The following is a 24,877-nucleotide window of genomic DNA, read 5'->3' on the forward strand; positions in this document are numbered from 1 at the left end:
ACCCTAGGAGTCTCAAGCAGGGTCTGCGTGAAGGACAGACGAACGGCGGACTCTGCCAAGCAAAGGTCATGTACAAGTCACGTAAAGCAAAGGCATGCTGAGCAGGCGTCAGTCATCGGTCGGCACAGGACCGGGCGCGGCGTCGCGGTTCAGCCGGGCGGAGTCGACAGGTGGGTGAGGATGCCGCACACCTCGTCCACGATCTCCCGGGCCTCTGTCTCGTCCGCGCAGTCGCCCAGCTCGCGCGCCGCTCCTCCGATGACCGTCGTCAGCACGATCACCCTGACCCGGCCCGCGCGGTGCCGCTCGTCCACCTGCAGGAGTCTGGCGTTGCGCCGTACCCAGGCCTTGTCCCATTGGCGGCGCAGCGTGTCGAAGCCCGCCGGGCCGTCGTCCTCGGCGAGGAGTCTGCCGAGCGGCCGGTTGTTCCAGATGCCGTCCAGGTAGGCCCGCGCGCCCGCGGTGAACACGGCGACGGGGTCGTCCACCCCACGGCTGCGCGCCGCGGCCAGCGCTGCCGCGGTCCGGCGTTCCTGCTCCTCCCGGAACTCCTCCCACAGCGCCAGATACAGTCCGCGCTTGCCGCCGTAGTGCTGGAAGAGGCTGCCCACGGGGATGCCGGAGTGCGCCGCGATCTCGGCGAGGCCGGCATCGGCGTAGCCGCGCTCGGTGAACACCTTCAACGCCGCGTCCAGAAGGGCGCGTCGGAGGGGGAGGTCCGGCTCTCCGGGTTCCTTCGGCACGCCGGACGTCCCGTGCTCGCCGGGCTGATGGCGTGCCGCCACCTCGGTCTCCGCAGGCTCAACGATGCCGCTCACGGGCAGTCCTCACCTTCCCCGGCCTCGTCGCGGATGGCGAGGGCGACCAGCAGTTCCAGGAGGTCGGCGATCCGGCGTGGATTGCATCCGGTGCGTTCCTCGATGCGGCGCAAGCGGTAGTGCGCCGTGTTGTGGTGCACCCGCAGCCGGTCGGCCGCCAGCCGCAGGTTCAGGTCCGCCTCCGCGAACGCCCGTATGGTGGCCGCCAGCGTGCCGCCGCGTCTGCGGTCCTCGTCCAGCAGCGCACGCACCCGGGGATCGACCAGCTGGCGGGCGAGGTCGTCGGCGCGCAGCGCCAGGTAGTCGAAGGGGGACAACCGCGGCAGCGCCGCCACCCCGCCCCCCATCGGGACCAGGTCGAGGGCGGCCCGCGCCTCCTGGTAGGCGCGCGGCAGTTCGGCCGCGCCCCGGGCGACCGTGCTGATCCCCATGGACAGCACGGTTCCCTTGCGGCCGAGCCGCTGCTGCACACCCTCGAAGTGGCTGCACATGTCCTCTTCGTCCATGCCGGCGCGCATCACGGGTACGGCCACCACCTCGCCCTGGCGCACGACGACGAGTGTCCTGCTGGCCCAGACGCCGGCGACGCTGATCGCCGCGCTGGTGGCGTAGCCGCTTTCGGCGGCGGCGAGGTCCCCGCTGGAAATATTGCTGTCGCAGACCGCCACCACCACCATCATCGGTGAGTGCGGTCCGATGCCGTACGCCTGTGCCGCGGCCAGCAGCGGACCACGCGTCGGTGCCACGCCCGCCAGGAGCTGCTCCAGCAGGTCCCGGCGCTCGCGGTCCGCGTCTGCGACGACGTGCTGTTGGTAATCCACATAGGCCTGAGCCGCGTGCGTGCTGGCGTAGTCCACGTACCGCATCATGGGGGTGACCAGGGACAGCGCGGCCTGATGTGCCGCCTCAGAGGTGCCCACGTCGGCCACCATCGCGTCCCAGAAGACCTGTCGGCCGATCCGGAACGCGCTCATCCAGTCCTCCAGGGCGAACCCCGCGCGCGCTCTGCGCATGGCCGCCGCACGGCTGAAGCCCAGGTCCTCCGGGGCGATTTCCCGGTCACCGGCCAGTGCCGCCAGCTTGATGCGGTAGTGCGTGAGCACCTGGTCGCGTACATCGTCGAAGAACGGCTCGCTCTGGAGCGCGTACGAGGGGATCTCGGCACGCATCACGGCAACGGCGGTCTCCACCACGTCCTCCAGCCGCTCCTCGACGGCGCGCAGGATCCGCCGCCGCTCCTGGAGCAGCGGTTCGGACAGACCTGGGGTGCCCAGGGTGAGGCCGCGAGGCATGCACAGATCGTGGTCGTGTCCTCGTGTCTCGTCAACAGGCACGGTGGGGGAGATGTCCGAGGCATTGTGCGCCGCGCACAGGTCGGCGGACCCGAAGTTGGGTGCTCGCACCCAATGTGCGCCGGGAAGGCCCCCACCTACTGTGACGCTCGCCCACATCCCAGCACGTCGGAAGGGGCGTCACTCATGCTCACGGTCGACGGTATCACCGTGCGTTTCGGCGGCATCACGGCACTGGACGGTGTCGCGTTCACCGTCGAGCCGGGCACCGCCGTGGGGCTCATCGGGCCGAACGGAGCCGGCAAGACCACGCTGTTCAACTGCCTCACCCGGCGCTGCGCCCCCGACGCGGGGACGGTGTCGTTCGACGGTGAGGACCTGCTCGCCGTGGCGCCCCACGCCGTGGCCGGGTGCGGAATCGCCCGCACCTTCCAGAACCTCGGCCTGTTCGCGCGGCTGACGGTCCGGGAGAACGTCATGGTCGGCGCCCACAGCCGGGGGCGTACCGGACACCTCGCCGCGGCGCTCCGGCTGCCCCGCGTCCGGCGGGAGGAAGCGGAACTGCGTGATCGGGCGGACGCACTGCTGCGACGGCTCGACCTGGAGGACGTCGCCGACCATCCCGCCTCCGGGCTGCCGTTCGGCACGCTCAAACGCGTCGAACTCGCAAGAGCCCTCGCGGTTCGGCCCCGGCTCCTGCTGCTCGACGAACCCGTCAACGGTCTCAGCCACGGCGAGGTCGGCCAATTCGCGGATCTGGTCCGGGCGGTGCGCCGGGACTTCGACGTCACTCTCGTGGTGGTCGAGCACCACATGGGGTTCGTGATGGGTCTGTGCGACAAGGTGGTGTGCCTCGATTTCGGGCGCAAGATCGCTGAGGGGCCGCCGGAGGAGATCCAGCGCGATCCGGCCGTCATCGAGGCGTACCTGGGGGTGGCGGCGTGAGCGGGCCTCCCATCGACGGCACCGAGGCCGGGGCGACCGCGGAGCGGGACTTCCTGAAGGTCTCCGGCCTGCATGCCGGATACGGACAGGCCCGGGTGCTCCACGGCCTGGACTTCTCCGTCGCCCGGGGCGAGGTGTGCGCCGTCCTCGGACCCAACGGCGCGGGCAAGACCACAACCCTGCGAGCCCTGTGCGGCATGATCCGCGGCCGCGGATCGGTGACCCTGAACGGTGCTGAGTTGCTGGGCCGTTCCCCGGAGCAGGCCGCCCGGCTCGGTGTGGCGCACGTGCCCGAGGGCCGCGGCACCTTCAACGAGCTGACGGTCGAGGAAAACCTGCGCATCGGCGCGCACCTGCGCACCCGGGGCCCGTGGCGCGGCCGCGGCGAGCGCGCGGCCGTGGCGGCGGACCTGGAACGGATCTACGACCACTTCCCCAAGCTGCGCCAGCGGTCCCGGCAGGCCGCGGGCAGTCTCAGCGGCGGCGAGCAGCAGATGCTCGCCATCGGCAGGGCGCTGATGCTGCGGCCCGCGCTGCTCCTGCTGGACGAACCATCCCTGGGGCTCGCGCCCCTGGTCACGCGTGAGCTGTTCGAGATCGTCCGCACCATCAACGAGGAGGAGCGCACCACCGTGGTCGTTGTTGAGCAGAACGCCCAGCTCGCGCTGGACATCGCGCATCAGGCCCATGTGCTGGAGGCCGGCCGTCTGGTGCTGTCGGGACCGGCCGCGCAGATCCGCGAGGACGGGCAGGTCGCCGAGGTGTATCTCGGCGTTCCGGCCCGCTCCGGGCAGGGCGGGTGAGCGCGTTGACAGATCTGCTTCAGCAAGTGGTGGAAGGGATCGGCTCCGGAGCGGTGTACGCCAGCCTGGCACTGGCCCTGGTACTGATCCACCGGTTCACGGGGATCGTCAACTTCGCGCAGGGCGAACTCGCGATGCTCTCCACGTACGTGGCCTGGCAACTGATGGCGTCCGGAATGCCGTTCTGGCTGGCGCTGCCGGTCACCCTGGCCGTGTCCTTCGCCGGCGGCATGCTGGTGGAGCGGATCGTCATCCGGCCTGTGCAGGGTGCCCCCGAACTGACGGTGGTCATCGTCACCGTGGGCCTGTTCATCTTCGTCAACGCGGCGGCCGGTCTGATCTGGTCGTTCACCGTCAAGGACTTCCCGCAGCCGTTCCCCGACGGCGGGATCGACCTGGCGGGGGTGAGCATGGACTGGTCCACCCTCGGGATCATCGGCGTGGTGGCCGCGGTGATGGGCCTGCTGTATCTGCTCTTCCAGCACACCTCGATCGGCCTGGTGATGCGGGCGGTCGCCGGCAACCCCGCGTCCGCCCGGTTGTCGGGCATCCGTGTGAGCCGGGTGCTGATGCTCGGCTGGGGGCTGGCCGCGACGGTCGGCGCGGTGTCGGGCGTGCTGGTCGCTCCGGTGCTGTTCCTGGAGCCGAACATGATGGGCGGGGTGCTGATCTACGCGTTCGCCGCGGCCACCCTCGGGGGCTTCGACAGTCCGGTGGGAGCGGTCGTCGGCGGCCTGTTCGTGGGAGTGGCCGAGACGCTGGCGGGCGCCTACGTGGACGTCATCGGCGCCGATCTGAAGGTCGGCGTACCCCTGGTGATCATCCTCGCGGTGCTGCTGGTGCGGCCCCAGGGCCTGTTCGGACGTGCGGCGGTGGAGCGGGCATGAGAACGATGACCGCGGTCCTCGACCGCACCCGGCTCGCGCGCCTCGCGCTCACCGCGCTGCTCGCGGCGGCCATCGCCCTGGCCGTGCCCTTCTACTTCGCCCCCTTCCAGGTCTTCCAGTTGAGCATGGTGCTGGTGTACGCCGTGGCGCTGGCCGGACTGAACCTGCTCGTCGGCTTCGGCGGACAGATCTCGCTCGGCCACGGCGCGTTCTTCGCGGCCGGCGCCTACACCGCGGCGATCATGCTCGACCGGTTCGACACCGGCCACCTGGCCACCCTGCCGGTCGCGGCCGCGGCATGCTTCCTGCTGGGACTCGGCTTCGGGGTGCCCGCACTGCGGCTGCGCGGCCTGTACCTGGCGCTGGTGACCCTCTCCTTGGCAGTGTTCCTGCCACCGCTGCTCAAGCGGCTGGAGGCCGTGACCGGCGGCTCCATGGGCCTGACGGTGGAAAAACCGCAGCCACCGGCCTGGAGCGGGCTGGCGGAGGACCAGTGGACGTACTTCGTCGTCCTCGCCGTCGCCGCGGTGGCGCTGTTGCTGGCCCGCAACCTGCTGCGCTCCCGGGTCGGGCGCGCACTGCTCGCGGTGCGGGACAACGAGAGCGCGGCTGAAATCATGGGCGTGCGGCTGTCGCTGCACAAGACCTTCGCCTTCGCATGGAGCGCGATGTTCGCGGGCGTCGCCGGGTGCCAGTACACCTGGGTGATCGGCTTCGTCTCGCCGGACTCCTTCAGCTTCGTCCTGTCCATCACGCTGCTGGCCGGCCTGGTGGTCGGCGGGCTCGCCTCGCTGTACGGGCCGCTGCTCGGTGCGGCGTTCGTGATGTACGTACCGAGCGTGGCCCAGGACCTCAGCGAGGCGGCACCCGGTGTGGTGTTCGGCCTGCTGATCATCGCGGTGATGTTCGTGGCTCCGACCGGGCTGGCCGGCCTGGCGAGCCGGGCCGGGGGTGCCGTCGCCCGTCGCCGCGCCCGCGCAGCCCCGTCCGACCGATCGCCGGTGGCGGAGTCCGCGCCCGAGTCCACGTCCGAACCCTTCGCGCCCCCCACCCCTGCGAATCCCGCATCTGTCGAGGCCGAACCCGTGGGCGCCCCGCCCCGCACGGAAAAGGAATGAATCACATGCGCAACATCACCGTTCTGCGGGCGGCCGCGGCAGCGACCGCCGCGCTGCTCACCGCGACCGCCTGCAGCACCCAGCGAGGTCAGGACGACCAGGGCACCGTCGCCGGCGGCGCCTGCAAGGGTCAGCAGACCACGGGCATCACCGACAAGACCATCAAGCTGGGCGGGATCTACCCGCTGTCCGGGCCGGCCTCCGCTTACGGCACCATCAGCAAGGGCGTCGGTGCCTACTTCCAGTACGTCAACGACCACGGCGGCATCGGCGGCCGCAAGGTGGAGTTCGTCGTCCGTGACGACGGCTACCAGCCGCCCAAGGCGGTGGAGGAGGCCCGCCGGCTGGTCGAGCGGGAGAAGGTCTTCGCCGTCTTCCAGACCCTGGGCACTCCCTCCACGGCGGCCGTGTGGGACTACCTCAACCAGCAGAAGGTGCCGCAGCCCTTCGTCGCAACCGGCGCCTCCGTCTGGGGCGCGGACACCAAACACCCCTGGACCATCGGCTGGCAGCCCAACTACGTCGCCGAGGCGCGCATGTACGCCAAGTACCTCAAGGACGAGAAGCCGAAGGCGAAGGTCGCGGTCCTCTACCAGAACGACGACTTCGGCAAGGACCTGCTCGGCGGGTTCAAGAAGGCCGTCGCCGGCAGCGGCGTCAAGGTGGTCGCGGAGGAGAGTTACGAGGTCACCGACCCGTCCGTCTCTGCGCAGATGACGAGTCTCGCCCGCTCAAAGGCGGATGTGCTGCTGGATGTCACCACGCCCAAGTTCGGCAGCCAGGCCCTTGCCGCCGATGCCAAGAACACCCGGTGGAATCCGCTGCACATCGTGAACAACGTGGCCTCGTCCGCCGCCGTGCTCAAGCCGGTCGGCTTCAAGAACGTCCAAGGGGTGGTGTCCGCCACGTACTTCAAGGACCCTGCCGACCCGCGGTGGGCGCAGGACCCGGAGGTGAAGACGTATCAGGACGCGATGCACAAGTACGCACCGGACACCGACCCGGCCAACCAGTTCAACGCCTACGGCTGGGCCGTCGCGGCGAGCCTGCACAAGGCCCTGGACGCGATGAAGTGCCCGACCCGCGAGGGGCTGCGGGACGCGGTGCGCAACCTCAAGGACGTGAAGGTGGGCATGCTGCTGCCCGGGGTCACCCTGTCCACCGGCCCGGACGACGCCTTCCCCATCGAGACGCTGCAGTTGATGCGGTTCAAGGGTGAACGGTGGCAGCTCTTCGGCAAGCCCGTGGACACCCGCAAGGAGTTCGGCCCGCTCACCGATTGAGCGAGGGAGGGTCCGGGGGCGGATTCGGCGCCCCCGGACCCCTGGGACATACCGACCAGTTAGTATCTCCTTCGGGTGTCACAGGCACCGACCCCCGCGGCATGCCTCGCCTCATACGGCCTGGGCGGGGGCCTTCTCGGTGTCGACGGGCTTGACCGCGCGGACGATGGCGGAGTGCATGCCGTCGGCGACCGGGTGGGTCGGGGTGATGGTGATGTCGGTGAAGCCGGCGGCCTGCAGGCCCGCCCGGTACTCGGCGAAGGACAACGCGCCGGCGATGCAGCCGGCGTGGTCGCCGCGCTCGGCGCGCTGTGCGGGGCTGAGGGCGTCGTCGGCGACGACGTCGGAGACGCCGAGGCGGCCGCCGGGCCTGAGGACGCGGAACGTCTCGGCGAAGACGGCGGGCTTGTCGGTGGACAGGTTGATGACGCAGTTGGAGATCACCACGTCGATCGTGTTCGCGGGCAGCGGGACGGCCTCGATGGTGCCCTTGAGGAACTCCACGTTCGTGGCGCCCGCCTTCTGCGCGTTGGCGAGGGCCAGGGTGAGCATCTCGTCGGTCATGTCGAGTCCGTAGGCCTTGCCAGTGGGGCCGACGCGGCGGGCGGACAGCAGGACGTCGATGCCGCCGCCGGAGCCGAGGTCGAGGACGCGTTCGCCTGCGCGCAGTTCCGCGACGGCGGTGGGGTTGCCGCAGCCGAGCGAGGCGGCCACGGCCTCGGCGGGCAGGGCGTCGCGCTCGTCCGCGGCGTACCAGGTCGAGCCGAAGTTCTCGTCGGTTTCGACCGGCTGCGGCCCGCAACAGCCGGCGCGGCCCTCGGTGACCTGCACGGCCGCCGCCGCGTACCGCCGACGGACGGTTTCACGCAGATCAGTGGACTGCTCGCTCATGACTCACTCCCAGGTGACGGGGCTCAGCACGGCCCCGGAACGGCCTGTATTGATGTTCATTGATGCAACCTTGCGCCTTGAATCGAAAAACGTCAACATAGAGGCATGTCGAAACAAGATCTTGAGGTGATCGGCCAGGACGCCGCCTGCTGCCCGGGCCTGTCCGCAGCGCCGCTCGACGAGGACCAGGCGACCGAGCTGGCCAAGGTCTTCAAGGCCCTGGGCGATCCGGTCCGGCTGCGCCTGATGTCGATGATCGCCTCACGCGGCCAGGGCGGCGAGGTCTGCGTCTGCGAGCTGACCCCCGCCTTCGACCTCTCCCAGCCGACGATCTCCCACCACCTCAAGCTGCTGCGTCAGGCCGGGCTCATCGACTGCGAGCGCCGCGGCACCTGGGTGTACTACTGGGTGCTGCCCGGCGTCCTGGACCGACTCGCCGCGTTCCTCACCACGTCCCGGAACGCCGGAGCCACCGCGTGAGCGCGCCGCTCGCCCGCCGCGCCGCGGCCGAAGGGATCGGGACCGGGCTGCTGGTGGCGGTGGTGGTCGGCTCGGGCATCCAGGCCACCGAACTGTCGCGCGACGTCGGCGTGCAACTGCTCGCCAACTCCCTCGCCACCGTCTTCGGCCTGGGCGTGCTGATCGCCCTGCTCGGACCGGTCTCCGGCGCGCATTTCAACCCCGCCGTCACCCTCGCCGCCTGGTTCACCGGCCGCCGCGACGCTGACGGCTTCACCCTTCGTGATGTCGCCGCGTACGTGCCCGCCCAGATCTGCGGCGCGATCGGCGGTGCCGTCCTGGCCGACGCGATGTTCGCCAGGCCGCTGGTGAAGTTCTCCACCCACGACCGGTCGGCCGGCCATCTGTGGCTCGGGGAAATCGTGGCGACCGCCGGGCTCGTCGCCCTGGTCTTCGGCCTGGAGCGCATCCGCCGGGCCGCGCTCGGCCCGGTCGCGGTGGCCTGCTACATCGGGGCCGCCTACTGGTTCACCTCCTCCACGTCGTTCGCCAACCCGGCGGTGACCGTCGGCCGGGCCTTCACCGACACCTTCGCCGGGATCGCGCCCGCCTCCGTCGCCCCGTTCATCGCCGCCCAACTGCTGGGCGCCGCACTCGGGCTGGGCATGGTGGCCGCCGTCCACGGCCCGAAACCCGCCCCGGCACGCCGCGAGGCGGCAGCGCACGGCGAACCCGAACTCGCCTCCTCCTGACCACACCCCGCCCTTCGAGAAGGACCCCCGCCATGAGCACTTCCGCCCCGCGCCCGTCGGTGCTGTTCGTCTGCGTCCACAACGCCGGCCGCTCCCAGATGGGCGCCGCTTTCCTCACCCACCTCGCCGGTGACCGGGTCGAGGTCCGCTCGGCCGGCTCCGCGCCCGCCGACTCCGTCAACCCAGCGGTCGTCGAGGCGATGAAGGAGGTCGGCATCGACATCTCCGCCCAGACACCGAAGGTCCTCACCACGGAGGCTGTGCGGTCCTCGGACGTGGTCATCACCATGGGCTGCGGGGACGCCTGCCCGGTCTTCCCCGGCAAGCGGTACCTGGACTGGCAGCTGGACGATCCCGCCGGCCAGGGCGTCGACGCGGTACGGCCGATCCGGGACGCCGTCGAGCAGCGCGTGCGCGGGCTGCTTGCCGAACTCGGCATCGCGGCCTCCGCATGACCTGATTCCGCACACCGAGCGGTGTTCGGTTATCGGAGCACGGGTACCGTGAACACGACAGTCACGGCGCTACGCGGAGCGGAGCGCGGAGCGATACGGGGGTGCAGCGGTGGCCCGACCGACCAGGCCGATCCTCAGCAGGGCACGGATCTGCGCCGCGGCACTGGCCGTCGTGGACCGTGACGGGCTCGCCGAGTTGTCGATGCGCAAGCTCGCCGGGGAGCTCGGCGTCCAGGTCTCCTCGCTGTACGAGCACGTCAAGACCAAGGACGACGTCCTTCACGATGTCGCCAACACCATCATGGAGAGCGTGGACGTCTCCGCCTTCGACACCGGCGACTGGCGGCACGCCGTGGCGTCCTGGGCCCGGTCCTATCGCGCCGCCCTCGCCGCCCATCCCCACATCGTGCCGTTCCTGGCGTACGGACCGGCCCGCCGTGAGGCGTCGCTGCGACGCGCCGATGCCGTGCACGGCGGCCTGGTGGGGGCCGGATGGCCGCCGCGGTACGCCACGATGATCGGGGCCTCGACCAAGTATCTGGTGATCGGATCGGCGATGACCTCGTTCGCCCGGGGGTTCGAGGACGAGGCGCAGGTCTACATCGAACGCTATGCGCACCTGACGGACGCGCACCGGCTGCGTGACCATGCCGACACCATCGACCGGGACAGTTTCGAACTGGCCCTGGAGATGTTCCTCGACGGCCTCGACCGCCTGCACGCGCGCCTCGCAACACCTCAAGGGTCAATCGAGGGCCCTTGAGCCGCACGGCTTGCGGCCCCACCCTGCCCGTCACCGACTTTCCGCCGACGTTATGCGCCGATGCCTTGTACGGCGGTGTGACCCGCTCTAAGCTCCCACAACCGAACGGCGTTCGGTTGTGGGGTGCAAGACCCCGGTGCGGACACGACCACGCGCCACCGCTCTCAGCGAGGAGTTGATTGTCGTGTCCGGAATCCATGAACCGCCCCACGGGCTGCACGAGCCACGCAGACGACCGCCGTCGCCCCTGGGTGAAACACCCGAAGAGGGCACCACGCCCGAGGCGATGGCTTCTCTCGCGGGACTGCGCGCCGCACGCCGCTCCCGGATCGCCCCCGTCGCCGCCGCCGTTGTCGGCCTCTACCTGCTCAACGCCCTCCTGGCGAGCACGGCGGCAGACGTCATGGCGCTCAGAATCGTCGGTCATGTGAACGTCGGGCTGGGGCTGGCGCTGCTGCAGTGCGGCACCACGCTCGCGGTCTGCCGGTGGTACGCACGATACGCACGCACCACCGTGGATCCGCTCGTGGAAAGAGCCCGCGCCGGGCTCGGGTACCGAGGGGAGGAGCGTTGAACACTGCCTCCGTGCCCGCCCAGACGACCCACACCGGACTCGTCATCACCGTCTTCGCGGTGTTCGTCGTCGCCGTCGTGCTCATCTCCCTGCTGGACGCCTCGCAATCGGACACGCCCCGCCGCTTCTTCGTCAGCGGCGGCCGCCTGTCCTCCGCCCGCAACGGCATCGCATTGTTCGGCGACTTCATCTCCGCCGCGACGCTGTTGGGCACTCCCGGCCTGATCGCCCTCGCCGGGTTCGACGGCATCCCCTATCTGCTCGGCCCCATCGTGGCCTGGGCCGTCATTCTCCTGCTGATCGCAGAGCCGTATCACCACACGGGCCGCTACACGGTCGGCGATGTGCTGGCGCACCATCTCCGGCCCCGCCCGGTCCACTTGGCCCTGGGGGTCGCCACCCTCGTGATCTCCCTGTTCTATCTGACCGCGCAACTGGTTGGCGCCGGCGCCCTCGCCGCACCTCTGCTCGGCATCACCGGAGCAGTCGCCCAGCACTTCATGATGCTGTTCCTCGGCATCCTGATGATCATCTACGTGGCTCTCAGCGGCATGCAGGGAGCGACGCTGGTGCAGTGCTTCAAAGCCGCCTTCCTGATGGTCGCCAGCGCATACCTGGCCCTGCTCGTACTGGCGAAGTTCGGCTGGAACCCCAGCGACCTGCTGGAGGCCGCGGCCCACCGCAGCGGCGTCGGTGAGCACTTCCTGGCGCCCGGGGCACGGTCCCCGGGCGGTGACGCCGAAACGCTGGACTCGCTGAGCCTCCAACTGGGAGCGGTGCTCGGGGCTGCCGGCCTTCCGCATCTCCTGCTGCGCCTGTGCGTGGTGCCCGACGCACGCGCCGCCCGACGCTCCGTCCAGTGGACGGCAGTTCTGACGTGCGTCTTCTGTCTGATCGCCGGAGTACTGGGCTTCGGCGCGGCAGCCGTACTGGGCCCCGAGGCGATCACGAGCGGCAACTCCTCCGGAAATACGGCCACTTTGCTGCTGGGCGGCTCCCTCGGTGGGTCACTGCTGCTGACGGTGATGTCCTGCGTGGCGTTCGCGACCATCCTGGCCGTCGTGGCGGGCGTCGCCCTCGCAGCCGCCACCTCCGTGGCGCACGACATCTACGGCGTGGTCATCAGGAAGGGCAGAGCCACCGACTCCCAGGAAGTGCGGGTCGCCCGGGTCTCGGTGGTGCTGATCGGCTGCGCGGCGACGGCTCTTTCGCTGTGGGCCACACGCCTCAACGTGTCCTTCGCCGCCGGACTGGCCTTCGCCGTCGCTGCTTCGGCCATCCTCCCCGCGCTGCTGTACGGCCTGTACTGGCGGGGCTTCACCACCACCGGAGCGGTGTGGAGTGTCTACGGCGGCCTGATCTGCTCGGTGTCACTGGCGGTGTTCTCCCCAGCCGTGTCCGGAACTCCGTCGGCGTTGTTCCCCCACATGGACTTCGCCGTGTTCCCGCTGAAGTATCCGAGCATCGTCTCCATCCCTCTGGCCTTCCTGCTCGGATGGCTCGGCTCTGTACTGGGCAGGGACAAACCCCACTCGGCTGCCCGTTCGGCGTTCGAACTCCGCATGCTCGCGGGCAGCGACGCCTCGTGAAACGCACCGCCGTGGGCGGGAAGGCTCCAGTGCCGGCCCGGTGATCAGCTGGGCGTCTCCGTGCTTCGTAGGAGACGGACTCGCGCAGGCCTCCGGAACGATGCCCCCGGAGGCCTGCGCCACACGTTCGGATTATGGATGTTCGGCGGAACGGCGAGCCTGCCAAACATGCCTGAGTGCTTCGAGCCCGCTCCTGGGGAAGTGCTCACCCCACTTGCCTCGGTACCCACTCTCGCCATGGACGTCGCGACCTCTTCGAAGCAGCGAACCACCGCACGGGCGAGACCACCGACGCTCAACGCTCCTGACCACAGCTCGGTACCGGCGTTGTCGTGGTCACCGCCATGCCGGAGTTCGAGCAGGCGGAGCCGGACGGAGTCCTCTCCCCCCTGCGAGCGTGTGAGGAAGTGCCGGATGTCAGCCGCCAAAGCCGACATCTGCTCCCCGGCCTCCAGCCACGCGGTCACCGAGGCGCTCCAGCCGCCCGCGGCCTTCGGCCATGGGCGCAGAGTCCAGGTCAGACCGACATGCCCACCGGGCCGGAACACCGCCGAGACGGCAAGGTCCCGGTCGTCGGTCTGCCGGCCCCGTTCGCCGTCCCGCCCCCGGTAGTCCGAACCCAGCTCCTCCAGGAACGATGCGAGATCGCTGTCCCAGACCCAGGCGACCACCTCGTTCACATGGGCGGCCGGTCCTGGAGCCCATGCCTCGACGGCCTAGTGCACGGAGTCCTCGTCGAAGCTGAACCGATCACAGAACTTCACGCCGACGGACTGGTTGTCCTGGCAGCGAACAGTCACACCCAACTGCTCGTCGATGGCGCTGTCACCGTCTGGAGAGGTCACAAGTCGAACGCTAGGCCGGCATCACATCCGTCGTCACCAGAGTTCCTCTGGGGGAGGTGGCGCCCCGGCGGACCCCGGCGGATGTTAGCCGCATGTTAGATCTCGGCGCCCAATCTTGATGGGCCGGGCGGGCGGCCGCATGCTCATGCGCACTCCCCGCCAGGGGCATCGTTCACTGTCCCCGAAACCGTCCGGACTGGAGCCGCCATGTCCTCGTTTGCCGTCATGCCCGAAACCTCGCCCGAGGCCCGCGCGAAACGCCGGTTCGCGCTCATCGGGGGATCGTTGGGCAACCTCGTCGAGTGGTACGACTGGTTCGTCTACGCGAGCTTCGCGATCTACTTCGCCGACGCGTTCTTCCCGGGCGACAATCCGACCACCCAGCTGATGAACACCGCAGGAATCTTCGCGGTCGGCTTCCTGATGCGACCGGTGGGCGGCTGGGTGCTCGGCCGCGCCGCCGACCGGCACGGCCGCAAGAGCGCGCTCACGCTCACGGTGGCCATGATGACGCTGGCCGCCCTGCTGATCGCCGTCGCACCCGGCTACGACCAGGCGGGCTACCTCGGGGCTGTGGTGCTGCTGCTGGCGCGGCTGCTGCAGGGGCTGAGCATCGGCGGCGAATACGCGGCCAGCGCCACCTACCTGACCGAGGCCTCGGCCCGCAACCGGCGCGGCCTGGGCTCGTCGTTCCAGTACGTGTCGATGACCTGCGGCCAATTGCTGGGCCTGGGCGTCCTGATCACCCTGCAACACACCCTCACCACCGCCCAGTTGGAGAGCTGGGGCTGGCGCATCCCGTTCGTGCTCGGGGCGCTCTTCGCCGTGGTGGTGTTCTGGCTGCGGCGCCGGCTGCGGGAAACCGACGCCTTCACCGAGGAATCGGACACGGGCCATGACGACACCGGCCGCGGCACGCTGGCCCTGCTGTGGCAGCATCGCCGCCAGGCGGGCCTGGTCATGGCGCTCACCCTGGGCGGCACCGTCGCCTACTACACGTACACCACCTATCTCACCAAGTACCTCATCGGCAGTGCGGGCCTGGCCAAGAACACCGCCACCCTCGTGAGCTTCGCCGCCCTGTCCGTCTTCGCCGTGCTGCAGCCCTTCGCCGGGATGCTGTCGGACCGTATCGGCCGCCGCCCGCTCCTGATCACCTTCGCGGTCGGCTGCACCGTCGGCACGTACCCGATCATGACCGCGCTCGGGTCCGTGTCCTCCTTCTGGCAGGCGCTCGGCCTGTCCCTGCTGGCCCTGGTCATCGTCACCGGATACACCTCGATCAACGCGGCCGTGAAGGCGGAGCTCTTCCCCACCCGGGTGCGGGCCCTGGGCGTGGCGCTGCCGTACGCGATCGCCAACGCGCTGTTCGGCGGCACGGCGGAATATGTGGCGCTGTGGTTCAAGGACGCCGGCCACGAAAAGATGTTCTTCTGGTACGTCTCCGGGTGCGCGCTGGTCTCCCTGGTCACCTACGTGTTCATGCCGGACACCCGCACGGCAGTCCTCAGCCGCGCCGAGGCCGACGCCGACGCCGACACGGCCCCCGCCTCGGCAGCCTCGGCGTACCGCGCCGAAGGCGTTCGCTGATCGTCCCGGTGACCTGGGCCGGCCGTTTCCGTAAGCTGCGGTCCAGGTTGTCCAGGTCACCGCTCCCCAAGGACTCCCCATGCACGCCCTTCTCGTCGAGGACGACGACCGTATGGCCCAGGCGCTCGTCACGGCCCTCGCCCAGCGTGGACACAGTGTCCGCCGGGTCGGCCGGGCCCTGGACGCCCTGCGGCATGTCCGCGAGGCGCAGTTCGTCCTCCTCGACCTGGGCCTTCCCGACCTGGACGGTCTGGAGCTGCTGCGGCGCCTGCGCACCGTCTGCGACGCCCCACTGATCGTCGTCACCGCCCGCTGCGAGGAGCGGGACATCGTGCAGGGGCTGCGTGCCGGAGCCGACGACTATGTGGTCAAGCCGTTCCGCATGGCCGAGTTGATGGCCCGGATCGACAGCGTGCGCCGCAGGACCACGTCGCCGCCCGGCCGCCCGGACGGCGGCGCCGCGTCTTCCGTCCGCGCGGGCGACGTGGAGATCGACCTCGCGGGCCGTACCGTCACCGTGGCCGATGCGCTTGTGCGGCTCACTCGCCGCGAGTTCGACGTCCTCGCCTTCCTCGCCGAGCGACCGGACCAGGTCCACTCCCGGGAGGAGATCCTGGACCGCATCTGGGGCGATGCCTTCCTCGCCACATCCCGTTCGCTGGACGTGCACGTGGCCGGCATCAGAGCCAAGACCGGCCGGGCCGGTCTGGTGCGCACCGTCCGCGGCTTCGGCTACCAGCTCGGCTCTCCCTCGGCCGACGGAGCAGGGCACGGCGAAGGCGACGCCGGCGGATGAGACGCCGACTGATGATCGTTCTGATGGTGCTCATGGGAGCGGCGATGCTGCTGCTGTCCCTGCCATTGGCCGACTCCTACGCGAGCGGACGCACCGAACGACTGCTACTCCAAAGACGCTCCGAGGCGGTGCGGTTCGCCGATCTGGCCGACCGGGTGCGCACACGGGCCGACCGTACCGAGCTGTCCGCCGAGATCAGCCGCTACGCGGAGTTGTACGGAGCCTCGGTGGTCGTGGTCGACACGACAGGGCGTACGGTCGCACGGGCCGGGACAGCCTTCATCGTCTCCGCCGACTCCACAGCGGGCGAGGCCTTGCGCCGTGCGCTGACCGGCCGTTCCACCGAACAGCTGCCCACCGTGCGGCCCTGGGGGCCCGACACGGTGGTCCTGGCCGAGCCGGTCGGCCAGGACGAGCGCGTCAGCGGCGCGGTGCTCGTGGCGGCGCCCACCGACGCCGCCCGCCGGGACGTGTCCGTGCGCTGGTCCCTCATTGCCGCCGGGGCGCTGGCCGCCTTCTCGGCCGCGGCACTGGCCGCGGTGGCCATCGCCCGGTGGCTGATGCGGCCGGTCCGCGACCTGGACCGGGCCGTGGAGGGCCTGGCCGCCGGGAGTCTCCAGACGCGGGTGGTCACCGAGAGCGGACCGCCGGAACTGCGTCGGCTGCGCAAGCACTTCAACGCCATGGCGGAGGCCGTGGCCGACTCGGTCGGCCGCCAGCGCGACTTCGTCGCCGACGCCTCGCATCAACTGCGCAATCCGCTGGCCACCTTGGTGCTCCGGCTGGAGAACGTCGAGCCGCACCTGCACCCCGGCCCCGGCAGGGACGAGCATGCCCGAGCCCTGGAGGAGGCGGAACGTCTTGAAGAACTGCTCGATGGTCTGCTCACCCTGGCACGGGTGGAGTCGGGCACGGCGCAACCGGTCGACCAGGACGTCTCCCGGGCGGTACGGGAGCGGGTGGCGGCCTGGGGGCCGGTCTTCCGCGACGCCCAGCTGGAACTGACCGTCACCGCCGTCGCGGCCGGCCTCAGCGCACGGGCGCTGCCCGACGCGGTGGGCCGGTTCCTGGACGCCGTCCTCGACAATGCCACCAAGTTCATACCTCCCGGCGGCCACGTGGAGGTGCGGGCCATACCGCGGGACGGCGAGGTGACCGTACGCGTCTGCGACGACGGCCCGGGCGCCGACGAGGAGCAACTTCCCCTGCTGCTAAGGCGGTTCGCCCGAGCCCCCGAGCACCAGAACGTCCCCGGCAGCGGTCTGGGCCTGGCCATCGCCGACGAGATCGCCCAACTCAGCGGCGGCCGGCTCACAGCGGCCCGCAACCTCCCGCACGGCCTGGTCCTGGAACTGACGCTCCCGTCCAGCTGACCCGTCAGCCGTACACCGAGCGGTAGTAGGCGACCGCGCCCGGATGCAGGGGCACCTCACCGGTGGAGATGGCGAACCTGGGCTCAAGCCGCGCTCCCGCCGTCACCTCCCGCAACAGAACCCGCCACTCGTCGAACACCACCTGCAGCACCTCCCGCGCCGCACGCTGCGGTACCTCCGCGCGCGTCATGAGGTAATTGCCGACCCCGATGGTGCCCACCGGCTCCTTCAGTCCGTAGGCCCCCGCCGGAAGCGTCACCGCCGTGTAGACCGGTCCGTACCGCTCGCGCAGATCGCTCACCTGCCCGTCCAACGGCAGGAATCGCAGCGGCAGTTGGCGTGCCAGGGACGAGAGTGCGGGCGTGGGCACGCCACCGGACCAGATCAGCGTGTCCACCGAGCCCGCCCGCAGCGATGTCACCGACTCCGAGAGCCCGAGCTCCCGCTCCCGTACCGACCTGTGTCCGGTCAGCCCGGCCACCCGCAACAGGCGCCGCGCCACCACCTGCGCCCCCGAGCCCGGAGCACCCACGGCGACCGGCCTTCCGGCGAGATCCTGAACGGTCCGCACCGGCCCGTTCGCCGGCACCACCAGGTGCGTGTAGTTCACGTAGACCCGCGCAAGAGCCGCGACCGCGGCCGGGCGGGAGAAGGGTGACCGGCCCCGTACCGCGTCCTGTGCGCTGTCCGCCATCGCGAGAGCGAGCTCCGCCGAGCCGTCGTCCAGCATCCGCAGGTTGTCCACGCTCGCCGCCGTACTCACCGGACCGATCCGCAGCCGGCCCGTGTGCTGCGCGACCGCCGTCGCCAAAGCCCTTCCGAAGGCGTTGTACGGCCCGCCCTGCGGGCCCGTCGCGAACCGCAGCCGCCGCACCGGTTGCGAGTCCTTGGAGCAACCGGCCAGCACGGTGGCCGCCGCGGAGCATGCTGCCCCCAGCAACCGTCGGCGGCTCGCCTCTGCCCCAGTCACGACGGAAGCGTAACCGCACCCCGGCACGCACCGGCGCCGACGGTCCTTGAGGTTCGTGTCTGCCGCATTGCCCCGGCCGTGGCCGTTCATCGCCACTGAGGGTTGTTCAGCGTCAGGGATGCCCGCTCGGCGGCCAGTGTCCGTACCAGAGGATGTCCGAAACCCAGCCCCTCGATGATGTCGGGCAGCCGGGCCTCCAGCAGTTCCCGGTACTCCGGCCCGTGTTTCGGGCGCAGCAGGGAGAGCAGGATCCGTGCCGCCATCAGCGTCGCGTGGTGGGTCCGTCCCAGGCTGCGGTCCGCGTCCGCCAGGGTCTGCCGAGCCGTTGCCGATGCCGCCTCCACGTCCCCGCACCGCTCCAGGGCATGCGCCAGCCGGTAACCGGTGTGGACTACGACCGGGTGGCCACGGCCCAGGGAGGCCGAGCCCCGTTCGATCGCGTCCCGGCAGCCGCGGACGGCTTCCTCGTAGCGGCCCTGTTCGAGCAGGATCCCGGCACGTTCGGTGAGCGCGGCGGCGACCGCGGGGCTGGACTCGCCGTCCGAGTCGGCGAGCAGAGCGACCCGCGCGTCGACCTCGGCGAGGACGGCCTCCCCGTCCGCGCCGTCGCGGTCCCCACGGGCCTGGAAAAGGGCGGCGCGGACATCGATGGTGTCCGGGTCGTCCGTGCCCAGCGCCGCCTCGAAGTCGGGCAGTACCGCCTCCCACAGGGCCACGGCCTCCTCGCGGCGCCCGGCGCGCTCGGTGATGACGGCCAGGTTGTTGCGGGCCAGCAGCGTCGGCCGGGCTGCGGGCCCGTGGACCTCGGAACAGCGGGCGATCAGCCGCTCCACGATCCGGGCGGACGCGTCGTACTCGCCCATGCCGAGGTACATGTGGCCCAGGTTGCTGCGCAGCCCCCACACATCGGGGTGGTCAGGGCCGAGCTGCGCCGCGCGCACTGCGATGACCTCCTCCAGCAGGCGCGCGCCCCGCCGCTGGTCGCCCGCCTGGTCGTACGCCGCGGCGAGGTTGGCGCGTACCGTCAGTGCGGCCGAGGCGTCCGGCCGCAGGTTCCTCTTGGCGGTCCGGGCGACTCGCTCGGCCAGCGGAGCCGCGGCGTTGCCCATGTTGTTCTGGAGCAGTAGCACGACGGCACGGCTGAGGAAGGTGGCCCCCGAGGGGGTGTCGTCCTCGGGACCGGTCAAGTTTGTCCACTTGGTGATGTGCGGCAGGAGCCGCAGGCAGCGCGCGGTTTCGCCGGGGGAGCCCGGCTCGCCCAGGTGTGCCTGCAGCAGGTGCAGGGCGAGGTCCCGCCCCGCGTCGTCGAGGGTGGTCAGGAGCCAGTGCCGGGTGGTTTCGGGAAGGGTGAACCCACCGTCGTCACGCGGGACCAGCCGCCCCGCCGCGGCCAGCCCGGACAACGCGGCGGGCCCTGGCATGCCGTCCGCGCCGGAGAACAGCTCGACGGGGACGGGATCGCCGTCGAGCCAGGCCAGGACGGATGCGAGGGCCAACTCGTCGATGCTCAGCCCGGTCAGTGCGGCGGACCGGTCCGGTTCGGTCATCGGTCAGGCTCCCGTGTGGATGTACGACGCCCAGTTGGTGGGTGTCGCGCGGTAGTCGGCGCGCAACTCCCGTACGGCCGCGTGGAGGGCGAGGGCGGCCTCGTCGGTGCGCGGCGGATGTGCTCCCGATCCGGTGAGCCGGTCGTAGAAGGCCTGGGAGATCCGTCCGGCCGTCGCGTCGCTGACCGGCCACAGTGCGCCCACCACCTGGCGAAATCCAGCCAGCTGGAACGCGCCGATGAGGTGCAGGGCCTCGTCGGTCAGATCGGGACTGATCTCGGCAGTACTGCACGCGGACAGCATCGCGAGCCGGCGCCCCGGCAGGTGCAGGGCCGCGAGCTCGGCGACGGTCAGGGGATCGTCGCGATGGTCCGCCAGCAGCAAGCGACTGGCGCCGGTGGAGTGGACATCGGTCGTGGCATGACAGGCCAGATGCACGGTGTCTTGCTCGGCGAGCGCGGCGAGGACCGCCTCCTTGGTCGCGTCGGCCCCCTCGATCAAGGTGGCGTCCGGGATCAGGGACCGTACGGCGGTCACTTCCTCCGCCACACCGTGAAGTCGCGAGGCGTCGGGTGCCTCGGCCTGGGCGACGACCAGGGTGCGGGGCGGGGTGGGCCCCGGGGGCGTCCGGCGCACGTAGGCCAGGGCGCGCAGGCTCGCCGTGTACGAGGACACCACCCGGTCCAGCGCGCCGTCGCCGGACGCGGGTCCTGCCGCATGCCAGGGCAGATAACCGAGGAAGCCGATCGGACACCACCACATACGGGGCCAGGCGCCCTCGGGAGAGGCTGTCAGGCCGAGGGCTTCGAGTACCGGCCGCACGGCGGCGGTCCACAGCCAGGCGAGGGTGTCGCGCACTTCGGCCTGCGCTTTCTGGCGTACCCGCAACGGGTAGGTGTCGGTGGTGGCGAAGTGGCGTGCGGTGAGAAAGGTGAGGACGCGGTTGCTGGCGGACTGGTGGTCGAGATCCGGGAGTTCGAGAACCCGCACCGGGTGGGCCGGGTCACCGGTGAGCAGGAAGGCGTAGCCACCGGAGGTGACGGAGGCGACCAGGGCCACCGGGCCGTCGGCGGCGAGCGCGGTGAGGTCGGTATCGTCGTCCGGCGCCGCCTCGCCACGCAGCCGGGACCAGCGCTCCGTCAAGCGGGCGCGCTCGGCGACCAGCTCACGGTCGAGTGCGCGCCGGCGCTCGAAGTCCTCGCCGGCGGCCGCCCGGTCCCGCGCGTCGAGCGCCCGTAACTGTGAGTCCACCAGCCGGAGTTCCTCCGCGCGTGCGGGATCGAGCGTGTTCGGTTCGCGCCGGATGTCCATGGCGTCGCCGGACAAGAGCCCCCGAGTGCGTTCGAGGAGGATCACGACGCGTTCAGGGGCACCGGCGGCCAGCCCGGTGGCGATCACGCGTTCGGTGAGCCCGAAGAAGCTGCGCAGGGTGAGTTCACGGTCGGTCCACAGCGGCGCCGAAGCGACGGTGCGTTGCAGCAGGGCGACGGTGGTGGACAGGTGGTCCAGGGCGTCGGGCGCGGTGACGTCGGTGGCCGCCAACTGGAGCAGGGCCGCGCGCATGCGCACGTCCGCCCGGCCGGCCGGTGCGTCCCGGGCGCGGACGAACCCAGCGGAGGCCTCGGTTCGCAGCGCGGTGGCCGTGCTCGGGTCCGTCTCCAGGACGGCCAGGTGGTACAGCGCCTGGGCGCGCTGGATCTCCGTGGAGATCACGGCGGCGGGCACCGCCTGCTCGCCGAGTGCCAGCAGCCGGTCCGACAGGGCCACGGCGGCGCTCAGCCTGTCGCGGTCGGACTCGGCTGCGCCGAGCAACCGTTGGGCACGGGCGTATTCATCCAGGACGAAGGACTCCCGGTATTCGCCGGCCGTCACCAGGGCCAGGGCGGCCTCACCCACGTGTACGGCCTCCTCCAGCGTGCTCAGCGGTTCCTGGGGGAACAGCGTGTAGGCGTCCGCGAGCATGGAGAGCAGGCCGCACAGCACGGTCACCCGGTTGGGTCTCGTGTCGGTCACCTGCCGCGTCTCGCCGGACCAGAGGTCGGGCTGAGCGGCGACGCTTCGCTGGGCATCGAGTGCCTCCCGCAGCAGCCCGGCGTCGTCCGTCCGTGCCGCGTAACGATGGAGGATCATCGCGTGCAACACGATGAGCCCGGCCTGTTCGGCGTCGCCTTCCGCGGCGAAGTCCGCGAGGGCCCGCCTGCTGGCGTGCACCGCCTCTCGCTGGCACTCCTGGTCCCCGGTGATGTCGAACAGCACGTTGTGGGCCGCGGCCAAGTTGGCACGGGCGGTGGCCTCGTCCGGTGTTTCGGCGTGCGCGGTGTGCGCCAGCGAGGTACGGGCCAGCGCGATCGCCTCTCGGGCCGCGGAGGCGTCATGGGTGACCTGGGCGATCTGGCGCAGGGCGCCGGCGGCGTTGTTGGCGGCCTCGCCCATGACCTCCGGATCCTCGGACGCGGCGAGCATCCTGCGGCACAGGGCGACGCACTCGCGCCAAGCGGTGAGGTCGGAGCCCGCCTCACCCTGATGCTGCCGGAGGATGGCGAGCACGCGCAGAGCCGGGATGTCGACGGGCCGGTCCGGGCCGGGGTGGTCCACGACCGACGTGCAGAACGCGGCCAGACGCCCGTACGACGGGGCGGGCCCGCTCAGCAGCATGCCGAGCGCCGAGCCGAAGTTGTCCGCCGCGGCCTTCCCCGCCGTTCCGGGCCGTCCCGCGGCCACATGGAGCAGCGGTAACGCTTCGAACACCGGCTCGGGATCGGTCAGCAGTCCGCCCAGGACGGCGAGGGCGGCCCCGAGATTGATCATGTGGCCGCCTTCCTCGTCGTCCTCCAGGGACAGCGCCTCGCGGAACCAGCCGACGGCCAGGGCGGCCGCGGAGCAGTCCTGCAGCCGCCGGGCCAGCTCCATCGCGGCCAGGCCGGTGTTGGTGAGGGTGAGCGCGCGTACCGGGGCGTCGGGCGGCAGCACGCGCAGGGCGGCCTGCCCCACCTCCACTGCCTCACGGCACACCGCCAAGTCCGCGATGGCGACGCGGTGAAGGCTGAGCAGAATCGCCAGGTCGGCCAGGACCTGCGGGAGACGAGGATCGGACGGGGCGGCGGACTGCCGTGCGAGCCGTAGCAGATCCAGGGCGAGCGCGAGGTCGGCCGGGTCGTCCGAGCGCAGATGGCGGGCCGCCGGTTCCTTGTGCAGCTCCCACCACACATACGGATCCGTGGTGAACCCGGTCTCCGTGGAGAAGTACCGCCACGGATCGTTGCCGGCCGCGTAGAAGACCCGGATGCGCTCGGGCACCTGATGCGGATCGTGGGCATAGACCGGGCCGAGCAGCTGCGCGGCCGCCGCCACCTCCATCAGGTGACGCTCCGGCGGTCGGCGCGCGGCCCGGTGGAAGAACAGGAACCCCGCGGTCCTGAGCACCTCCGCATCGACGCCCCCAGGCCTGCGATGTGCCAGGAGCGCCACCGTCTCGCTCAGCGCCTCCCGCGACAGCACATCCCCGCCATCGAGGCCGAGTTCCGCGCTCCTGATCCTCGCACTCACACGTCCCAGCAACCGCTTGCGCATGCCTGGCATCCCCCGATCCCCCAGCGGACCGCAGCCCACGGTATCGCCCTGCAGACTGTATGCCCGGATGTCCGGGAAAATCCCTCCCGGACGGGGACGTCACCCTAAACTGCCGGAGTGGCAGACAGCACGCGTTCCGCCCTCACCCCACAAGCCCTGGTCGAGCTCGCCGAGCGGGTGGAACGCCTGTGCCGGGAACAGGGCCGAGACGGACAGCTGACGGCGCTGTTGGAGGAGGCGGGCGCCGCGGGCCTCCTCGACGAAGCGGTTGCACTGATCACCTCCTCCGCATACGACCCACAGCGCATGCGGGAGACACTCGACCGGATCGAGCGGGAACTGGCGGCGCAGGGCGTGCACGGTCTGACCCGGCCGGACCGGGCCTACAGCCCGCTGCCCGGCGTCCGGGTTCCCGGACAGCCGCCGTCCGGCTACGTCTGTCCGCTCTCCCGGTGCACTCGGGGCGAGGCCGTGCAGGGCCGCTGCGCACTGGCGGACCGGCGGCTGCAGGAACTGCCGCTGGGTGGACCGGGGTTTGGGCGACTGTGAGCACGCTGCTCCAGGAACTGTCCAAGAAGGCCGCCGAACGCTGGGCCACTGTCCTCCTCGGGCCGGGGCTGATCTTCGTGGTCTGTGGGCTCGTCGCACACCATCAGGGCTTCAGCCATCCCCTCGATCTCGACGCGCTGCGCTCGTACGTGAAGGACATCGGGACGGACAAGGCCAACCGGGAGCCGGCGAACCTGCTGGTGAGCGTGGGTCTGTTCCTGCTCGGCGTGGCGCTTGCGGGACTGCTCGCGGCCTCGGCCGGCCGGTTCGTCGAGCGATGCCTGTTCCCCGAACACCCTTCGCGGTACGCGACCGTCCTGACCCGCTGGCGTGCCTGGCGCTGGGACAGCGCCGACACCTCACTCACTCGCGCCGTGACCCAGGCGAGCAGGACCGTGGCCCGGGACCGACTGCTGCGCGTGACCACGACGCGGACCTTTCCGGAGGTAGTGCGCCGACAGGTCCGGCGCGACCGGATCGCCGCGACCCGTCCCACCCACCCGACCTGGCCGGCCCAGCGGATGGCGGAGGTGACGGATCGTGTGCGCCGCCGCTACGGCCTGGAACTCGCGGAGGTCTGGCCGCACATATGGTCCGTGGCCGGCGGCGAGTCACGCGCCGACATCCAGACGGTTCGGGACAACACAGCCGCCGCGGCCCGGCTGATGGCCTGGGGCTGGGGCTACGCGGCCCTCGCGTTCGGTACGGGTTGGTACCCCGCGGCGGTACCGGCCGCGGTACTGATGCCGGTGTCTCTGCGCCGCGCCCGCGACGCCGCCGACGTTCTCGCCACGCTCGTCGAGGGTGCGGTGGACCTCCATCTGAGGGAGGTGGCCGAGCGGTTGGGGGTGCCCTGCCCCGATGCGTTCGGACCCGGCACGGCCGCGGCTGTCAACGCGATCCTGCGCGCGTGAGCGACCGCCAGGGCGGGGCGTGACGGCGACGTGCTGCGTGAAACGGCAGGATCGGCGTGAACTCGCCCTGCCGGATGTGCAGTTCGGCGGAGGT

Annotated in this window: 23 protein-coding genes and 1 pseudogene; 16 read left to right on the forward strand and 8 right to left on the reverse strand. The window is 70.9% G+C overall.

The annotated features are described in order from the left end of the window. Positions 1-149: 149 nt before the first annotated feature. Together ACZ4EG_RS32285 and ACZ4EG_RS32290 are read right to left on the reverse strand one after the other, a co-directional pair. Positions 150-818: a TetR/AcrR family transcriptional regulator gene (locus ACZ4EG_RS32285; protein WP_467793126.1), complete on the reverse strand. Its 669-nt coding sequence runs from the start codon at positions 816-818 to the stop codon at positions 150-152. Beyond that, on the reverse strand, positions 815-2,110 hold the full coding sequence (locus ACZ4EG_RS32290) for a PucR family transcriptional regulator (protein ID WP_467793127.1): 1,296 nt from the start codon (positions 2,108-2,110) through the stop codon (positions 815-817). Before ACZ4EG_RS32290 ends, ACZ4EG_RS32285 begins: the two co-directional genes overlap by 4 nt. Positions 2,111-2,296: 186 nt before the next feature. Between ACZ4EG_RS32290 and ACZ4EG_RS32295 the strand changes: the two genes are divergently transcribed. Genes ACZ4EG_RS32295 through ACZ4EG_RS32315 form a run of 5 tightly spaced genes read left to right on the forward strand, consistent with a single transcriptional unit; the run spans position 2,297 to position 7,146 of the window. Beyond that, positions 2,297-3,055 carry an ABC transporter ATP-binding protein gene (locus tag ACZ4EG_RS32295; RefSeq protein ID WP_467793128.1) on the forward strand — a complete coding sequence of 253 codons (759 nt, stop codon included), beginning with the start codon at positions 2,297-2,299 and terminating at the stop codon, positions 3,053-3,055. Continuing rightward, positions 3,052-3,858 carry an ABC transporter ATP-binding protein gene (locus ACZ4EG_RS32300; RefSeq protein ID WP_453553168.1) on the forward strand — a complete coding sequence of 269 codons (807 nt, stop codon included), beginning with the start codon at positions 3,052-3,054 and terminating at the stop codon, positions 3,856-3,858. The genes ACZ4EG_RS32295 and ACZ4EG_RS32300 overlap by 4 nt, the downstream gene beginning before the upstream one ends. 5 nt (positions 3,859-3,863) lie before the next feature. Further along, on the forward strand, positions 3,864-4,745 hold the full coding sequence (locus tag ACZ4EG_RS32305) for a branched-chain amino acid ABC transporter permease (protein ID WP_467793129.1): 882 nt from the start codon (positions 3,864-3,866) through the stop codon (positions 4,743-4,745). Then, positions 4,742-5,863, forward strand: a complete 1,122-nt coding sequence (locus ACZ4EG_RS32310) for a branched-chain amino acid ABC transporter permease (protein ID WP_467793130.1) — start codon at positions 4,742-4,744, stop codon at positions 5,861-5,863. Before ACZ4EG_RS32305 ends, ACZ4EG_RS32310 begins: the two co-directional genes overlap by 4 nt. Positions 5,864-5,868: 5 nt before the next feature. Next, entirely contained in the window at positions 5,869-7,146 is a 1,278-nt protein-coding gene (locus tag ACZ4EG_RS32315) for an ABC transporter substrate-binding protein (protein WP_467793131.1), read from the forward strand. 111 nt (positions 7,147-7,257) lie between these two features. On the opposite strand, the gene arsM is transcribed toward ACZ4EG_RS32315, so the two are convergent. Then, a complete protein-coding gene (gene arsM, locus ACZ4EG_RS32320) occupies positions 7,258-8,037 on the reverse strand; it encodes an arsenite methyltransferase (protein ID WP_467793132.1) in 780 nt (259 codons plus the stop codon). 105 nt (positions 8,038-8,142) lie between these two features. Here arsM and ACZ4EG_RS32325 point away from each other — a divergent pair, with 105 nt between their 5' ends. The 6 genes from ACZ4EG_RS32325 to ACZ4EG_RS32350 all read left to right on the forward strand — a co-directional run bounded on the left by ACZ4EG_RS32325 (position 8,143) and on the right by ACZ4EG_RS32350 (position 12,629). Next, the gene (locus tag ACZ4EG_RS32325; RefSeq protein ID WP_467793133.1) at positions 8,143-8,517 is read left to right on the forward strand and encodes an ArsR/SmtB family transcription factor; all 375 of its coding nucleotides are present in this window, start codon (positions 8,143-8,145) and stop codon (positions 8,515-8,517) included. Then, a complete protein-coding gene (locus ACZ4EG_RS32330; protein WP_467793134.1) occupies positions 8,514-9,248 on the forward strand; it encodes an aquaporin in 735 nt (244 codons plus the stop codon). The genes ACZ4EG_RS32325 and ACZ4EG_RS32330 overlap by 4 nt, the downstream gene beginning before the upstream one ends. Before the next feature lie 32 nt (positions 9,249-9,280). After that, positions 9,281-9,703, forward strand: a complete 423-nt coding sequence (locus ACZ4EG_RS32335) for an arsenate reductase ArsC (RefSeq protein WP_453553154.1) — start codon at positions 9,281-9,283, stop codon at positions 9,701-9,703. A gap of 109 nt (positions 9,704-9,812) precedes the next feature. Beyond that, positions 9,813-10,466, forward strand: a complete 654-nt coding sequence (locus ACZ4EG_RS32340) for a TetR/AcrR family transcriptional regulator (RefSeq protein WP_467793135.1) — start codon at positions 9,813-9,815, stop codon at positions 10,464-10,466. A 184-nt stretch (positions 10,467-10,650) separates the two neighbouring features. Continuing rightward, entirely contained in the window at positions 10,651-11,040 is a 390-nt protein-coding gene (locus ACZ4EG_RS32345; protein WP_467793136.1) for a DUF485 domain-containing protein, read from the forward strand. An 11-nt stretch (positions 11,041-11,051) separates the two neighbouring features. Then, positions 11,052-12,629 carry a solute symporter family protein gene (locus tag ACZ4EG_RS32350; protein WP_467793137.1) on the forward strand — a complete coding sequence of 526 codons (1,578 nt, stop codon included), beginning with the start codon at positions 11,052-11,054 and terminating at the stop codon, positions 12,627-12,629. Positions 12,630-12,673: 44 nt separating this feature from the next. Here the strand turns inward: ACZ4EG_RS32350 and ACZ4EG_RS32355 are convergent. Both ACZ4EG_RS32355 and ACZ4EG_RS32360 read right to left on the reverse strand, forming a co-directional pair. Further along, positions 12,674-13,333, reverse strand: a pseudogene (locus tag ACZ4EG_RS32355) (DUF6228 family protein); the annotation flags it as partial. A gap of 12 nt (positions 13,334-13,345) precedes the next feature. Continuing rightward, complete coding sequence (locus ACZ4EG_RS32360) at positions 13,346-13,474, reverse strand: hypothetical protein (RefSeq protein ID WP_467793138.1); 129 nt, start codon at positions 13,472-13,474, stop codon at positions 13,346-13,348. A 225-nt stretch (positions 13,475-13,699) separates the two neighbouring features. On the opposite strand from ACZ4EG_RS32360, the gene ACZ4EG_RS32365 reads away from it, so the two are divergent. From ACZ4EG_RS32365 to ACZ4EG_RS32375, 3 genes are all read left to right on the forward strand, one after another. After that, entirely contained in the window at positions 13,700-15,064 is a 1,365-nt protein-coding gene (locus ACZ4EG_RS32365; protein ID WP_467793295.1) for an MFS transporter, read from the forward strand. 79 nt (positions 15,065-15,143) lie between these two features. After that, positions 15,144-15,860, forward strand: coding sequence for a response regulator transcription factor (locus tag ACZ4EG_RS32370; RefSeq protein ID WP_453553146.1), 717 nt, complete (start codon positions 15,144-15,146; stop codon positions 15,858-15,860). A gap of 11 nt (positions 15,861-15,871) precedes the next feature. Then, positions 15,872-17,233: a HAMP domain-containing sensor histidine kinase gene (locus ACZ4EG_RS32375; RefSeq protein WP_467793139.1), complete on the forward strand. Its 1,362-nt coding sequence runs from the start codon at positions 15,872-15,874 to the stop codon at positions 17,231-17,233. 4 nt (positions 17,234-17,237) lie between these two features. Here ACZ4EG_RS32375 and ACZ4EG_RS32380 read toward each other — a convergent pair whose 3' ends face one another. From ACZ4EG_RS32380 to ACZ4EG_RS32390, 3 genes are all read right to left on the reverse strand, one after another. Beyond that, a complete protein-coding gene (locus ACZ4EG_RS32380) occupies positions 17,238-18,203 on the reverse strand; it encodes a TAXI family TRAP transporter solute-binding subunit (protein WP_467793140.1) in 966 nt (321 codons plus the stop codon). Between the two features lie 86 nt (positions 18,204-18,289). Continuing rightward, positions 18,290-19,750, reverse strand: a complete 1,461-nt coding sequence (locus ACZ4EG_RS32385) for a tetratricopeptide repeat protein (protein ID WP_467793141.1) — start codon at positions 19,748-19,750, stop codon at positions 18,290-18,292. A gap of 3 nt (positions 19,751-19,753) precedes the next feature. After that, a complete protein-coding gene (locus ACZ4EG_RS32390; protein ID WP_467793142.1) occupies positions 19,754-23,296 on the reverse strand; it encodes a CHAT domain-containing protein in 3,543 nt (1,180 codons plus the stop codon). Positions 23,297-23,437: 141 nt separating this feature from the next. On the opposite strand from ACZ4EG_RS32390, the gene ACZ4EG_RS32395 reads away from it, so the two are divergent. Together ACZ4EG_RS32395 and ACZ4EG_RS32400 are read left to right on the forward strand one after the other, a co-directional pair. Next, a complete protein-coding gene (locus ACZ4EG_RS32395; RefSeq protein ID WP_467793143.1) occupies positions 23,438-23,869 on the forward strand; it encodes a hypothetical protein in 432 nt (143 codons plus the stop codon). Further along, positions 23,866-24,783 (forward strand): hypothetical protein, encoded by a 918-nt coding sequence (locus tag ACZ4EG_RS32400; RefSeq protein WP_467793144.1) that lies wholly within the window; start codon positions 23,866-23,868, stop codon positions 24,781-24,783. Before ACZ4EG_RS32395 ends, ACZ4EG_RS32400 begins: the two co-directional genes overlap by 4 nt. The last annotated feature ends 94 nt before the right edge of the window (positions 24,784-24,877 follow it).

The sequence above is a fragment of the Streptomyces sp. NPDC025638 genome (genome assembly GCF_055558775.1).

Bases quoted from the DNA above. Each gene is read 5' to 3' on its own strand.
- ACZ4EG_RS32310 (WP_467793130.1), top strand. From the start codon at position 4,742: ATGAGAACGATGACCGCGGTCCTCGACCGCACCCGGCTCGCGCGCCTC.
- ACZ4EG_RS32385 (WP_467793141.1), bottom strand. From the start codon at position 19,750: ATGACCGAACCGGACCGGTCCGCCGCACTGACCGGGCTGAGCATCGAC.
- ACZ4EG_RS32365 (WP_467793295.1), top strand. From the start codon at position 13,700: ATGCCCGAAACCTCGCCCGAGGCCCGCGCGAAACGCCGGTTCGCGCTC.
- ACZ4EG_RS32295 (WP_467793128.1), top strand. From the start codon at position 2,297: ATGCTCACGGTCGACGGTATCACCGTGCGTTTCGGCGGCATCACGGCA.
- ACZ4EG_RS32375 (WP_467793139.1), top strand. From the start codon at position 15,872: ATGATCGTTCTGATGGTGCTCATGGGAGCGGCGATGCTGCTGCTGTCC.
- ACZ4EG_RS32335 (WP_453553154.1), top strand. From the start codon at position 9,281: ATGAGCACTTCCGCCCCGCGCCCGTCGGTGCTGTTCGTCTGCGTCCAC.
- ACZ4EG_RS32315 (WP_467793131.1), top strand. From the start codon at position 5,869: ATGCGCAACATCACCGTTCTGCGGGCGGCCGCGGCAGCGACCGCCGCG.
- ACZ4EG_RS32370 (WP_453553146.1), top strand. From the start codon at position 15,144: ATGCACGCCCTTCTCGTCGAGGACGACGACCGTATGGCCCAGGCGCTC.
- ACZ4EG_RS32325 (WP_467793133.1), top strand. From the start codon at position 8,143: ATGTCGAAACAAGATCTTGAGGTGATCGGCCAGGACGCCGCCTGCTGC.
- ACZ4EG_RS32290 (WP_467793127.1), bottom strand. From the start codon at position 2,110: ATGCCTCGCGGCCTCACCCTGGGCACCCCAGGTCTGTCCGAACCGCTG.
- arsM (WP_467793132.1), bottom strand. From the start codon at position 8,037: ATGAGCGAGCAGTCCACTGATCTGCGTGAAACCGTCCGTCGGCGGTAC.